The sequence below is a fragment of the Anaerolactibacter massiliensis genome (assembly GCF_900290205.1).
Taxonomy (GTDB): Bacteria; Bacillota_I; Bacilli_A; order Erysipelotrichales; family Erysipelotrichaceae; genus Bulleidia; species Bulleidia intestinalis.
In genome coordinates this window covers 276,943-289,545 of sequence record NZ_OLMH01000002.1, presented here as the reverse complement: position 1 = coordinate 289,545, position 12,603 = coordinate 276,943, and the positions used below count along the sequence as shown (strand labels likewise).

At 50.4% G+C, this 12,603-nt stretch carries 14 protein-coding genes; 6 read left to right on the top strand and 8 right to left on the bottom strand.

Annotated elements, in window-relative coordinates; genetic code table 11:
- Nucleotides 1-31: 31 nt before the first annotated feature.
- Together C7E00_RS04950 and C7E00_RS16155 are read left to right on the top strand one after the other, a co-directional pair.
- Complete coding sequence (locus tag C7E00_RS04950; RefSeq protein ID WP_105303236.1) at nt 32-265, top strand: hypothetical protein; 234 nt, start codon at nt 32-34, stop codon at nt 263-265.
- 119 nt (nt 266-384) lie between these two features.
- On the top strand, nt 385-522 hold the full coding sequence (locus C7E00_RS16155; protein ID WP_167836466.1) for a hypothetical protein: 138 nt from the start codon (nt 385-387) through the stop codon (nt 520-522).
- Here C7E00_RS16155 and C7E00_RS04945 read toward each other — a convergent pair.
- Both C7E00_RS04945 and C7E00_RS04940 read right to left on the bottom strand, forming a co-directional pair.
- Nucleotides 514-1,011 (bottom strand): hypothetical protein, encoded by a 498-nt coding sequence (locus C7E00_RS04945; protein WP_105303235.1) that lies wholly within the window; start codon nt 1,009-1,011, stop codon nt 514-516. The two genes, C7E00_RS16155 and C7E00_RS04945, sit on opposite strands and share 9 nt — an antisense overlap.
- 144 nt (nt 1,012-1,155) lie before the next feature.
- Nucleotides 1,156-2,382: a class I SAM-dependent rRNA methyltransferase gene (locus tag C7E00_RS04940; RefSeq protein WP_105303234.1), complete on the bottom strand. Its 1,227-nt coding sequence runs from the start codon at nt 2,380-2,382 to the stop codon at nt 1,156-1,158.
- Nucleotides 2,383-2,480: 98 nt separating this feature from the next.
- On the opposite strand from C7E00_RS04940, the gene C7E00_RS04935 reads away from it, so the two are divergent.
- From C7E00_RS04935 to rlmD, 3 genes are read left to right on the top strand one after another with little or no spacing between them, the layout of a single operon-like run.
- Complete coding sequence (locus C7E00_RS04935; protein WP_105303233.1) at nt 2,481-3,875, top strand: MBOAT family O-acyltransferase; 1,395 nt, start codon at nt 2,481-2,483, stop codon at nt 3,873-3,875.
- A 10-nt stretch (nt 3,876-3,885) separates the two neighbouring features.
- A complete protein-coding gene (locus C7E00_RS04930) occupies nt 3,886-4,992 on the top strand; it encodes a DHHW family protein (protein WP_105303232.1) in 1,107 nt (368 codons plus the stop codon).
- 2 nt (nt 4,993-4,994) lie between these two features.
- Nucleotides 4,995-6,326: a 23S rRNA (uracil(1939)-C(5))-methyltransferase RlmD gene (gene rlmD / locus C7E00_RS04925; protein WP_105303231.1), complete on the top strand. Its 1,332-nt coding sequence runs from the start codon at nt 4,995-4,997 to the stop codon at nt 6,324-6,326.
- Between the two features lie 103 nt (nt 6,327-6,429).
- On the opposite strand, the gene C7E00_RS04920 is transcribed toward rlmD, so the two are convergent.
- Both C7E00_RS04920 and C7E00_RS04915 read right to left on the bottom strand, forming a co-directional pair.
- Nucleotides 6,430-8,091: a diphosphate--fructose-6-phosphate 1-phosphotransferase gene (locus C7E00_RS04920; protein WP_105303230.1), complete on the bottom strand. Its 1,662-nt coding sequence runs from the start codon at nt 8,089-8,091 to the stop codon at nt 6,430-6,432.
- Nucleotides 8,092-8,153: 62 nt separating this feature from the next.
- Complete coding sequence (locus tag C7E00_RS04915) at nt 8,154-9,206, bottom strand: YdcF family protein (RefSeq protein ID WP_105303229.1); 1,053 nt, start codon at nt 9,204-9,206, stop codon at nt 8,154-8,156.
- 105 nt (nt 9,207-9,311) lie between these two features.
- Between C7E00_RS04915 and C7E00_RS04910 the strand changes: the two genes are divergently transcribed.
- The gene (locus C7E00_RS04910) at nt 9,312-10,568 is read left to right on the top strand and encodes a methionine gamma-lyase family protein (RefSeq protein ID WP_105303228.1); all 1,257 of its coding nucleotides are present in this window, start codon (nt 9,312-9,314) and stop codon (nt 10,566-10,568) included.
- Between the two features lie 32 nt (nt 10,569-10,600).
- Here the strand turns inward: C7E00_RS04910 and C7E00_RS04905 are convergent, their stop codons facing one another.
- The 4 genes from C7E00_RS04905 to C7E00_RS16150 form a co-directional block, all read right to left on the bottom strand.
- The gene (locus tag C7E00_RS04905) at nt 10,601-11,350 is read right to left on the bottom strand and encodes an SDR family NAD(P)-dependent oxidoreductase (RefSeq protein ID WP_105303227.1); all 750 of its coding nucleotides are present in this window, start codon (nt 11,348-11,350) and stop codon (nt 10,601-10,603) included.
- 20 nt (nt 11,351-11,370) lie between these two features.
- A complete protein-coding gene (efp, locus tag C7E00_RS04900) occupies nt 11,371-11,928 on the bottom strand; it encodes an elongation factor P (RefSeq protein ID WP_105303226.1) in 558 nt (185 codons plus the stop codon).
- 103 nt (nt 11,929-12,031) lie between these two features.
- On the bottom strand, nt 12,032-12,454 hold the full coding sequence (locus C7E00_RS04895; protein ID WP_167836465.1) for a DUF3267 domain-containing protein: 423 nt from the start codon (nt 12,452-12,454) through the stop codon (nt 12,032-12,034).
- A gap of 8 nt (nt 12,455-12,462) precedes the next feature.
- Complete coding sequence (locus tag C7E00_RS16150) at nt 12,463-12,603, bottom strand: hypothetical protein (RefSeq protein WP_167836464.1); 141 nt, start codon at nt 12,601-12,603, stop codon at nt 12,463-12,465.

Here is a 12,603-nt window from a genome sequence, read left to right as displayed (position 1 = left end):
AATGACGTCAAACAAAGAAGAGGACTGATTGATGAATACTTTTTTCGGAATTGCTGCGGTGATTGGCTGGATTGCCCTGCCGATCATTCTGATTATCTGGATCATTGCATTTCTGCGCAAAGCACCAAGCGCAAAGAAGCAGCTGCTCTGGACGCTGATCATCTGTGCTGTGGTAGCGGTCAGCTGCACCTTCGGCATCCGTGCCACCCAGTCTGCGGCCGCTGCTCCTGCCGCTGAAGCAAGTGCTTCTGCAGCAGCAGAATAAACACAATTTCTAAGAGAGTCAGGGTTCAATGATCCTGGCTTTTTCTTTGATGTGTTTCAAAAAAGCTCCGCAGATCGGTAAACCTGCATGCATAGCCTCAGCGAAGACTCCCCCTCAGAATGGATGATGAAAGCGACTCTCGCCCGCATCAGCATCAGGATTTACTGAGCGTAAAACCCGGAAAATTCATGATCAATGCAGGTTCCCTGCACGATCAGAAAAAAGAGGAAGTCTCCTCTTCCTCTCATTCAGCCTGAATATTTCCGGACCTGCTTTTCAAAGTACTTCTTGCATTCATCATATGGCAGATTCATGGCAACGGACATTTCCGTATAAAGCAGCTTCTCTGCCTTGGCAAGATATTCGCCATCGATGCTGGCAAGCTTCTTGTGATTTTTCAGGCGCTCATGATTGCGCTGATAAGAAGTCTTGATGATGCATACCAGATCATCGAGACTGTCTCCCTTCATCAGAGCAGCATACTGGCTCTTCATATTGGCCGGCTTGCTTTCCAGCGTTTCCATGCAGGATGCGCTGCGGCAGAGCTCATCGATCCGTTCTTTCGAGACAACATCTCTCAGATGCCCGCCTTTATTCGAGACAGGAACCTGCATCGTGACAGAGTTGTCTACGGCCCCGTAGGGCACCAGAACATAGCACATTTCCCCAGTGAAGCTGCTCTTCTGTTTTCCAACGACTCTGCAAACGTCTCTGCGATAGACTACTATGTCATCGATATTATACATGAACGCCTCCCGTACCCTAATCTAGTGAAATTATAGCACTTTTTTCATGCATTTTCCTGTTCTTTCACAAGCAATTTTTCCCGAACGTGAAACGAAAAGCTTTTCCCGGAAAAGCAGGAAAAGCAATGATTGACGGGGTACGATTCAGAGGATCTGAAGGAGGAAGAATTTCAGATAATCGGTTTCCGGAATCGCCGCAATGACCGGATGGTCGGGGGCAGCGTGACGTTCTTCAATGATTCTCAGAGTGACTCCTGCTTCCTGGGCCGAAACTTTCAGGATCTCGCGGAATTCCTCAGTGGGCATGAAGTGGCTGCAGGAGGCCGTCGCAAGATATCCTCCCCTTGGCAGTAAGCGCATTGCCATCGTATTGATCTTCTGATAACCGCTCTTTGCATGCTGGAACGTTCTGCGGCTCTTCGTGAAGGCAGGCGGATCGAGAATGATGAAGTTGTAATGCGCATGTTCCTCGATCAGCCGCGGCAGAAGATCGAAAAGATCTGCCTGCACGAATGACAGCTTGTCTTTCATGCCATTGCGTTCCGCATTGGCTTCTGCCATCTTCAGAGCAGTATCTGAAATATCGACCGCGGTCACGGATGCTGCGCCTCCGGCCGCGGCATTCAAGGCAAAAGAGCCTGTATGCGTGCAGCAGTCGAGCACGTTCTTTCCCCTAGCCAGTTTTCTGACGGCCAGGCGATTGTACTTCTGGTCCAGGAAGAACCCGGTCTTCTGACCATTCTCGACATCGACTTCATATCGGATGCCGTTTTCGGTGATCTCGGTAATCACGGAATCCGGATGAGGTTTTCCTTCCAGGTCATACCAGCCTTTATACTGTTCCAGGCCTTCTTTCTTCCGCAGTTCTCCTTCATTGCGTTCATAGAGACCGCGGATCGATTCTCCGGAAGCCTCGAGGTCATGCACGATCGCCTCATAGATCGTCTTCTTATGCAGATCGGTGCCATACGAAAGCACTTCGCTGACGAGCAGGTCGCCATACCGGTCAATGGTAAGACCAGGCAGTCCGTCGGCTTCGCCGTGGACTAAGCGGCAGGCAGAAAAATCATCACCCATGACATCTCTGCGATAGCTGATGGCATAGCCAGCCCGGCGTGCAAAGAATGCTTCATCGAATTTCTCGTTGGCATTATGATCCAGAATCCGGATCCGGATCTTAGATGATCCGGACCAGAAGCCAGTTCCAAGATAGTTCCCCTTCTGCCCGAATACATCGACCAGGGAGCCATTTTCCACTCGTTCCGGATACTGCGTCAGTTCATCTTCATACACCCATGGATGACCGTTTCTGATAGAAAACTCCTGTTTCTTCGTCACCGTCACCGACGGGAATTCACGTTTCTGTTTCATTGCTGTTTTCTCCGGCAAAATAGTAGCACACGAATCGAGCAAAACAAAGCGCGCATAGAAGGATTAAACGGTATAATGGTCCTCGTTGTGAGGGACCTATGGTATTCAGCAGTCTGACCTTTCTGTTTGCATATCTGCCGATTGTTCTGGCAGTCTATTATCTCGTGCCGATGAGGTGGCGGAACCTCGTTCTGCTGCTTGTCAGCCTGTTTTTCTATGGATGGGGTGAACCGGTATATATCCTGGTCATGATCTTCTCGATCCTGATGAACTGGATTTTCGGCAATTTCATTTCCCGCTACAGGGATTCTGACCGGAAGAAAGCAAAGCATTTTCTGGTTGGATGCATCGTTGTGAATCTTGCTCTGCTCGGGTTCTTCAAATACTGGGACTTCTTCGCATCCAATCTGAACCATCTCGGGCTTTCGCTTCCGATTCTCAGGCTGAGCCTTCCGATCGGCATCAGTTTCTACACGTTCCAGACCATGTCCTATCCGATCGATCTGTACCGGAAACAGACGGATCCCCAGAAGAGCCTGGTCTCCTTCGGTGCTTATGTCTGCATGTTTCCGCAGCTGATTGCCGGCCCGATCGTGCGTTATGTCGACGTTGCAGAGCAGCTGGATCATCGCACGCTGAGCAGGCAGAGCTTCTATGATGGCACCCGCCGGTTCATCGTCGGCCTGTGCAAGAAAGTGCTGCTGGCAAATAATGCCGGACAGGTCTTCGAGACGATCTCCCATCTGCCGGTCTGTGAGCGTTCCGTGCTCACCGCATGGCTCGGCATCATCCTCTATGCATTCCAGATCTATTTTGATTTCTCCGGATATTCGGATATGGCCATCGGTCTTGGCAAAATGCTCGGCTTTGATTTCCCGGAGAACTTCAATTATCCGTATATTTCCGATTCCATCACGGAATTCTGGCGCAGATGGCATATGACGCTGTCTTTCTGGTTCCGCGATTATGTCTATATTCCGCTTGGCGGAAACCGACATGGTCTGAAGCGCCAGCTGATCAATATCATGATCGTCTGGCTGCTGACCGGCTTCTGGCATGGAGCTTCCTGGAACTTTGTCCTATGGGGAGTCTATTACGGAGTGATTCTGATCATGGAGAAGCTGTTCCTGCTGAAATGGCTGAAGAAGTCGCCAGGCTGGGTACGGCATGTCTATACGATCTTCGTCTTCCTGATCGGCTGGGTGCTGTTTGCCTTCACGGATCTGAATGCGATCGGCGGATATCTTTCCAGTCTGTTCTTCGCTTCAGGAGTGCTGGCAGATGGCCGGGCATGGTTCTATCTCCGTGATAACATGGTTCTTCTGATCGTCAGTACCATTGCATGCACGCCGATCGCAAAGACAGGATGGAACATTCTGAATACAGAAAAAGGAGAAGTGCTGGTGCCGGTTCTGACGGTGGCAGGACTTGCTGTATGCACCGCCTTCATTGTGGATGCCAGCTACAATCCGTTTCTGTATTTCAGGTTCTGAGGGATGAGCGATGAAGAAGAAAACGATTGAAAATCTGACGATCGGCTGCTTTGCGGCATTCATCGGGATCTTCGGGATCTGGAATGCGTGGGCCCCGAAAGCAGAAGTTTCCTACAACGAAAACCGGACGCTGGCGAAAGCACCGGAGCTCAGTGTTTCTCATATATTCAGCGGAAAGTTCGATGATGACTTTGAAACATGGTTCAGCGATCACTTCGTGCACCGGGATGCCTGGATTGAGCTGAAGTCGGGAGTGAAGAGAGCTGCCCTGGCAATCGAGAACAACAATGTCTATTATGCCGGAGAACACCGTCTGATCGGGACGTTTCAGGATGTGAATCAGAAGAATCTGGAATCGAACATCGAACAGGTCAGTACCTTTGCGAAGAACCATGACATCAAGGTCAATATTCTTCTGGTACCTACCGCTGCCTGGGGTGCTGAAACAGATCTTCCGGGCGGGGCGTGGAATGTGGATCAGGAAGCACTGCTGGACCAGGTCTCTCAGAAGTTTCCGGATCAGAACTTCATCAATTTCACCAAACACACTGATCCAAGCCCGAGCATGTATTTCCATACCGACCATCATTGGAATGAATCCGGTGCTTATATGGGCTATGCCGCCATCTGCAGAAATGTCCTGAACAAGGACCCGAACCGCTTCACGTATACGCTGGCAAGCAATTCCTTTGAAGGAACGATGTATTCCCGTTCGGGGGCATTCTGGACTAAGCCTGACAGCATCTATACGATCACGCCGGAAAGCGGAGAGCAGAATGTCACTGTGGACTATGACAATGAACATACGGAAAACAGTCTCTACAGCAAGGATCGCCTAAATGAAAAAGACAAGTATACTTACTATGTGGATGGCAATCATGCCTATGTTGACATCAGAACTGATGTGACAAACGGCAGGAAAGCCCTGCTGATCAAAGACAGCTATTCCCATATTCTCATTCCGTTTCTGGCAACGGAATACAGCGAGATTGAACTGGTTGATCTGCGTTATTATCACAGTCCGGTCTCCGATCTTCTGAAAGACGATCAGGATGTGTATGTCCTGTACAGTCTTGATAACTTCTGCTCAGATATGAATCTGGCATTCCTGAGGTAATTATGAAACTCGAATTTCGAAAACTCGGTATCAACGGAGAAGGCATCGGCTACCTGGACCGCAAACCCGTATTCTGTCCTGGCGTATTTCCTGGCGAGACTGCAGAAGTGAAGATCACGGAAGATCATGAACGGTATGCGAAAGCAGAACTCGTGAAGCTTCTGAAACGCTCAGACGATCGGATCTCGGCACCGATCTGCCCGTATCTGAATCGCTGCGGCGGCTGTCCGCTTCTGCAGATGAAAGCCCCCGCACAGCTTGCATACAAGAAACAGCTGCTGGAAGAAGCACTCTGGAAATACGGGAAGATCAGAAATAAAGTAGTCCGGGAAGTGCATCCATCTCCGCATTCGATGCATTACCGCACTTCCTGCAAGCTGCCAGCCGGAACGATCCGCGGGCATCTTGCGGCCGGCATGTACGAGCCTGGCTCGAATAAATTTGTCGCAATCGGCGAATGCGCAATGCATACACCAGAACTGGATCATGTGAAGAACCAGATTCTGAGCTATGCAGAAGATGCCGGCATCCATGCATTTGAAAATGAACATGGGCTGCGGTATCTGGTGTTAAGAGGCATTGAGGGATCCTTCCAGTGTGCGCTGATCACCGGCAGAGATACGCTGCCGCCTCAGTTCATCGAGCAGGTTTCTTCGATTCCCGGCATGTGCAGCGTCGTCCAGTCTGTCAACGATGCCAGAAAGACACATACGATCTTCGGAACGGCATCGAAAGTTCTGGCAGGAGATCCGTATATCACGGTTCAGATGAATGGTCTTGCCCTGCGTCTTTCAGCAGAATCCTTCTTCCAGAGAAATGCTGAGCAGGCCTCGGAGCTTTACCGTATGGCGGTTGCCAAGATCGATCCATGCACAACCCTGTTAGAGGCATATTGCGGCGTGGGTGCGATGTCTCTGGCTGCACACGAGAAAGCAGAAGAGATCATCGGCATCGATTCTGTCAGCCAGGCCATCGAGAATGCTGAGGCCAATGCAAAGCTGAATCATATTGAGAATGTTTCGTTCCGGTGCGGAGATGCAGCGGAAGAACTGCAGAAGATCCTGGTCAGGAAACCAGTTGATACGCTGCTGGCAGATCCGCCCCGGTCCGGCATGGAAGACCGGATGCTGGAAACCCTGCTGACTTCCGGGATCCGGAAGATCATCTATGTCTCCTGCAATCCTGCTACGTTAGGCAAGAATCTCGGAGTCCTGAAGCAGGCATACGACGTGCGTACCATCATCCCGTATGACATGTTCCCGAATACCCCTCATATTGAATCCATCACGGTTCTGGAAAAGCGAAATCCGCCCAGAGCAGAAAGAATGCACTGAATCCTCGCAGGAACGCAAACGGAGAAGCGCTCTCCGTTTTTTTATGCAGCTGGCTCATGCGGGCATAACAAAAGGAGAAGCTGAGTTCTCCTTCTGTTCCTGATTATTCGCCTTTTTCGAGAGCGAGCGTCTTCGTGGTAAGATCACACACCTCAGACGGTCCGTAGTACTGAATTGCGCCCGGATAGGTGTAGCAGGTCTCTGATGCCCATTCTGCACGATGTGCTTCGAAATATCTGAACGGCTTGCCGTCGAGCTCGACAAGTGCCTTGCGGATCACCGGCTTGTCTTCGCCATTGCGGCGCTCCATGTTCATCATCTTCGTGATCGGCATGCCGCCGGCAACCCACTGATCAGCCGGCTTCGAGAGATTGGAGATCTTGGACAGATATCCGGTATAGCCATACTGGATCAGCATGAATGCGTTATAGCCGAGGGAATAGCAGTAATCTGCATCGAAGTTGGACGGGAATGCGCATCTTCCTTCATAGCCGAAGAAGTGATGCTGAGTCTTGAAGGAACCATGATAGGTTCCTGCCTTGCGGCGCTCTTCCAGCTTGTTGGCAACGAGCTCTGCAAACAGCTTCTCAGATTCAATCAGTGAAACCTGAACGTTGCCATGAGGATCGCGTTCCAAAAACAGCTGCTTCTGAATGCCTTCTGGCAGAATCTCGAAGACCTTGAAGGACTTCCCGGTGAGACCCTTGCGGATGAATTCATACTTCTCATTCCAGGAAGGAAGCTCATTGAATGCCTTTGCCTTTTCGCCAGCCAGCAGTTCATTGATCTCAGCAATCAGCGTTCCGAATTCCGGAACGAATTCAACGATTCCTTCCGGAATAATGGCAACACCGAAGTTCATGCCCTTCTCTGCTCTTGTGGCAACAGAGTCTGCGATGTAGTCAGCGATCTGGCTGAGAGACATCTTCTTCGCTGCAACTTCTTCGCCGATGAGGCAGATATTCGGCTGGGTTTCCAGAGCGCACTCCAGAGCGACATGGGAAGCAGATCTGCCCATAACCTTGATGAAGTGCCAGTACTTCTTGGCAGAGTTTGCATCACGCTCGATGTTGCCGATCAGTTCGGAATACGTCTTCGTTGCAGTATCGAAACCGAAGGAGCACTCGATGTCGTCGTTCTTCAGGTCGCCGTCGATAGTCTTCGGGCAGCCGATGACCTGAACACCGCTCTTGTGAGCAGCGAAGTATTCCGCCAGCACTGCGGCGTTCGTATTGGAATCATCGCCGCCGATGATGACAACAGCGGTCAGTCCGTGCTTCTTTGCAGTTGCTTCTGCAGCCTTGAACTGCTCTTCTGTTTCAATCTTCGTACGACCGGAACCGATGATATCGAATCCGCCGGTGTTGCGGTATGCATCGATGAAGGCATCATCGAACTCTACATATTCATCATTGACCAGTCCGCTCGGGCCTCCCTTGAAACCAATCAGCACATTGTCACGGCTGGCTGCCTTGAGGGCATCATATAAACCGCTGATGACGTTATGTCCGCCAGGTGCCTGGCCGCCGGACAGAATGACGCCTACGACCTGCTTCTTGGCAGAGGAAGTATTCGCTCCCTTGACGAAGGTGATTTCCTTCTTGCCATACGTATTCGGGAACAGTGCCTTGATCTTTTCCTGGTCTGCAACAGACTGGGTTGCTTCACCCTCCTGTACGCTGATCTCGGAAACGCCATGTCTCAGCATTCCCGGCAGCTTCGGTTCATACTTGAGTCTTTCTTTCTGAAGCGGTGAAATTTCCATATTCTACTCTCCTTTTCTCCATACAGAATCCTATCAGAAAATCTGCCCTGCCGGTGAACTTTTTACTGCAGAACCGCATACAGGTACGGAATCAGAATCAAAGTCCACCCGGCCAGCAGAAGGGCAAGATGCTTCGGCTCCCGATGCACGGCTGCAAATTCGCGGATCAAGGCACTGGGCCAGTAATACGAAGCTGTTCGGGAACCAATGCCGGTGCACTTCAGGCCTTCTTTCTTGCAGATGCGAAGAGCCCGGTATACGTGATAATCGCTTGTGACGACAGCGGTATATTGATCCCCCGGACAGGCATTCAGAATCTTCATCGAATTGCGGATATTCTCCTCGGTATTCGCTGACTTGTCCTCGATGCGGATCATATCTTCGGGAATGCCATTTGCAATCAGGTAGTCCCGCATCGCTGAGGCTTCCGAAACTGCTTCGTCAGGTCCCTGACCGCCGGAAGGAATCATGACCGGCGGCGTCGGATCCTTGCGATACAGTTCAATGGCTTTATCCAGTCTTCCTGCCAGAAGCTTCGATACCTTTCCGCCCGCGAGAAGTCCGCAGCCCAGGATGATGCAGCAATCGAAGTCCTTCCGGATCGGAAGAATGCCCATGAAGCGCGTATAAAACATGAATGATACAAACACCAGTGAAAAATAAATCACTGACAGTCCGATGAAAAGCAGCGACATCTGGACCTTTGAGATGTTTCCGGCAGTACCAGAAGCTCCAGATGAAAGATATGGCAGCAGAATGAACAGAAAGAAACTCAGTTCACCAGTTCCTACGAGAATTCCCATCAGAAGAGACAGAAGATCTGCAAGCCTCCTGCCCTCTTTACGAATCATCGTGACACCATTGGCAATCAGCATATACGGTACTGCCAGCAGCAGAATCAGAATTCCCGCAGAAATCACTCCGGCCGCAATCTGTTCCGCTGGCCCGAACAGCGCTGCTGCAAACGGCAGCGAGGAAACCATAGCCAGCATCAGATAGATCGTATTGCGGTAGCGGCTGCGGTCTTGATGCATCGAAACTGCGAGCACAGCCCAGAAAATCAGCGGCACGAACGCTGCCGACGCAAGATTTCTGAAGTATTGTTCAATGGTCATCCTGATCTTCTCCGGTTTTCATGATAGCTCATTCCCGGATATTTCTCATTTCTTTTTCGGCGCTTTCGTTTCATAATAGACTGGCATTGCGGAAGGAAATAGAAAATGCTGATAGATCAGATACCAGAAGAATTGAAGACACTTGCAGATCAGTCTGAAAACGATCTGAAAAATATCTACGGACAGATTGATGAGGTATGCATGTACAATTCCGACCGCATTCTTTCTGCCTTTCTCGAGAATCAGGTTGCTTATACTGATTTTGCCGAAATGAACGGCTACGGAAACTACGATACCGGAAGAGACAAGCTGGAAAAGATCTTCGCAACCGTGCTCGGGTGTGAAGATGCACTGGTGCGGCCGCAGATCATGAGCGGAACCAATGCGCTCTATCTCGCATTTTCCTCGATGCTGAAATACGGAGACACGATGATCTCGCTGACCGGCACTCCTTATGATTCTCTGCAGGAGATGATCGGACTTTGCGGAGACTCGACTCAGTCATTGAAAGCAAACGGCGTGAAGTATGAGCAGATCGATCTCGTGAATGATGAATTCAATGAATCTGCGATCATTGAACGTCTGAAGAGCAAAGATGTGAAACTGGCAGAAATCCAGAGGTCCAGAGGCTACTCACACCGCAAGTCCCTCACGATCGAGAAGATCGGCCATATGATCTCAGAAATCCGCAAAGTCAATCCGGATGTCATCATCATGGTTGACAACTGCTATGGCGAGCTCGCCGAAAAGCAGGAACCAGGCCATGTCGGAGCGGATCTCGTGGTTGGTTCGCTGATGAAGAATCTCGGCGGCGGCATCGCTTCTACAGGCGGTTACGTTGCCGGAAGAAGCGATCTCATCGAGATGGTCGCAGACCGTCTCACTTCTCCAGGCATCGGAAAGGACCTCGGCGCGGATTTCAATCAGAACAATTCCTTCTTCAAGGGCATCTTCATGGCTCCCAAAGCAGTCAGCAGTGCCTTGAAGACACAGGTCTTTGCGGCTTATATGATGGAGAAGCTCGGGTTCCGCAATGTATCTCCGCGCTATGATGAATTCCGTACCGATATCATTCAGACAGTGGAACTGGGAACCCAGGAGAATCTGGTCAGTTTCACACAGGGAATCCAGGAGTCTTCTCCGATTGATTCCTATGTGCATGTGCTGCCTGCTCCGATGCCAGGCTATCCGTTTGATGAAGTCATGGCCTGCGGTGCCTTCACGCAGGGAAGCACAATTGAGCTCAGCGCCGATGCGCCGGTCATTCCTCCTTATACGCTCTATCTGCAAGGCGGCATGACTCCGGAATACGGAAAGCTCTCCATCCTGCTGGCACTTGCGAAAATCAGAAACCGAAAATAAGACAGGAAATCTGAATTCCTGCCTTTTCTTTTTCAGATACTTCCGGCCTGTCCGCCATCAATCCGTATAATCGTATTATTGATGTAATCTGCCTGATCGCTGATCAGGAATTTCACCAGGTGGGCAACTTCCTCAGGCTTGCCATACCGCTTCACGAGAATCTTATCGGTTTCTTCTTTCAGAAATTCTGCATCGTAGCCATCCAGTTCGCTCTCGGAACCGATGAATCCCGGTGCAATCGCATTGACATGAATTTCCGGTGCATACTGCATGGCCAGATCATGAGTCAGGGAATTGAGGGCTGCCTTTGAGGCATCATAGTCGATGCACATCGGATAATACGTATTCATGCCATTGGTGGAAGAGATATTGAGGATTCTTCCCCAGCCTGCTTCTTTCATATGCAGAGCTGCCCGCTTTGCGCAGAGGAATGCGCCGATGACATTGACATCCATGGTCCGCCGGAATTCTTCGGCTGTCTTCAGATGAAACAGGTTGGAAAGATCCACCGCAGCATTATTGATCAGAACATCCGTTCCGCCGAACTTCTGATCGATCTCTGAGAACATCTGCTCCACCTCATCCTCACTTGAGACATCAGCCTGGATTGCCATGCAGGAAACGCCATAACGGGAAGAAATTTCATTCTGCAGTTCTTCCGCCTCAAGCGAAGAATGCAGGTAATTGATCACAATCTGATACTGCTCTGCCGCAAGCTCCAGGGCAATTGCCCTTCCGATCCCTCTGGCTCCCCCGGTAATGAGTACTGTTTTCTGCTTCATGATAAAAAAGAGCCTGGAACTCAGGCTCTTGAAGAATACTTTCCGTCAGCGGTCGAAACCAGAATCTTCTCGCCCTGCTCCACGAACTGCGGAACCCGGAGCGTCAGACCTGTATCAGTCGTAGCATCCTTGGTCTGTGTGGACGGAGCACCTTTGATTGCCGGAGAGGTTTCTGCAACGGTGAGCTCAACCTTATCAGGCAGAGATACATCCAGCACGCTGCCATCGAAGAACATCAGGGTGACGTTCATTCCTTCGATCAGGAAGTATTTGCTGAAGCCGACCTTCTCTTCACTCAGCTCATAGGTCTCAAACGTTTCCATATCCATGAAGTAGTAGGTATTATCTGCTTCATAGGAATACTGAACCTGCTTGCGCTCGATCTGCGCTGCTTCGAACTTCGTGGAAGCGTTGAAATTGCGCTCCTGCGTGGAACCGGTCTTCAGGTTCTTCATCTTAGTCTTGAGAATTGCCGCACCTTTGCCCGGCTTGACATGCTGGAAATCGAGGACGACCCACGGATCGCCATCAACCATAACTGTTAATCCTGTTTTAAAATCTCCTGCTTCAATTGCCATATCTTTCCACCTTTTTCAAACGCGTCTGAATTATATCAATTCTCGTTTTACAGTTCAATATCCTTCCTTTGTTTCCCTGCATCAGAAAGCGATATATTCCGCCTCAGGGCTCCTGTTTCCTAGAGGACAGATACCAGCAGGAATGAAACCCATCCAGAAAGGTCAGTGCACCAAGAAGCATCTGCGTGACAGCCGGCCAGACATTCAGGTAATCACCTGCAGAAAGGCAGAACATTCCGAACACACCAGCCATCGCCCATTCAGGGCGAATCAGAAACATCACATAAGGAATCACACCGAATACCAGATTCGGCAGGATCGACATCACGATGAACCGTGCTTTCGCCATATCCTCTACTCCTTGTACAAACAGCATTCCATGGCTCAGATAAAAATACAGAGATACCTCTTCCCGGAAGCAGGCGGCATGGAGCAGCTCATGCGGAACAAGCGAAGCCAGGCTCAGCAGCACGCTGAGGTTGAACCTGGACGTTCTTCCCCGGACGGCAAGCAGACCGCCAGCCACGATCAGAATCAGTCCAGAAAGGATTCCTGCTTTCCTTGCCAGCTCCTGCGGGTTTCTGCTTTCTGAAAGGCCACTGTTCCTTCCGGATGATCCCAGCGGGCAAGACGATTCTCATCGCCGTTATAGGTTCCTTTCCAATGCAATCTCAT

What these genes read in the sequence shown, in the direction of transcription:
- C7E00_RS04930 (WP_105303232.1), top strand. Translation starts at nt 3,886, where the DNA reads ATGAAGAAGAAAACGATTGAAAATCTGACGATCGGCTGCTTTGCGGCA.
- C7E00_RS04945 (WP_105303235.1), bottom strand. Translation starts at nt 1,011, where the DNA reads ATGTATAATATCGATGACATAGTAGTCTATCGCAGAGACGTTTGCAGA.
- C7E00_RS04940 (WP_105303234.1), bottom strand. Translation starts at nt 2,382, where the DNA reads ATGAAACAGAAACGTGAATTCCCGTCGGTGACGGTGACGAAGAAACAG.
- C7E00_RS04935 (WP_105303233.1), top strand. Translation starts at nt 2,481, where the DNA reads ATGGTATTCAGCAGTCTGACCTTTCTGTTTGCATATCTGCCGATTGTT.
- efp (WP_105303226.1), bottom strand. Translation starts at nt 11,928, where the DNA reads ATGGCAATTGAAGCAGGAGATTTTAAAACAGGATTAACAGTTATGGTT.
- C7E00_RS04920 (WP_105303230.1), bottom strand. Translation starts at nt 8,091, where the DNA reads ATGGAAATTTCACCGCTTCAGAAAGAAAGACTCAAGTATGAACCGAAG.
- C7E00_RS16155 (WP_167836466.1), top strand. Translation starts at nt 385, where the DNA reads ATGGATGATGAAAGCGACTCTCGCCCGCATCAGCATCAGGATTTACTG.
- C7E00_RS04910 (WP_105303228.1), top strand. Translation starts at nt 9,312, where the DNA reads ATGCTGATAGATCAGATACCAGAAGAATTGAAGACACTTGCAGATCAG.
- rlmD (WP_105303231.1), top strand. Translation starts at nt 4,995, where the DNA reads ATGAAACTCGAATTTCGAAAACTCGGTATCAACGGAGAAGGCATCGGC.
- C7E00_RS04915 (WP_105303229.1), bottom strand. Translation starts at nt 9,206, where the DNA reads ATGACCATTGAACAATACTTCAGAAATCTTGCGTCGGCAGCGTTCGTG.
- C7E00_RS04950 (WP_105303236.1), top strand. Translation starts at nt 32, where the DNA reads ATGAATACTTTTTTCGGAATTGCTGCGGTGATTGGCTGGATTGCCCTG.
- C7E00_RS04905 (WP_105303227.1), bottom strand. Translation starts at nt 11,350, where the DNA reads ATGAAGCAGAAAACAGTACTCATTACCGGGGGAGCCAGAGGGATCGGA.
- C7E00_RS16150 (WP_167836464.1), bottom strand. Translation starts at nt 12,603, where the DNA reads ATGAGATTGCATTGGAAAGGAACCTATAACGGCGATGAGAATCGTCTT.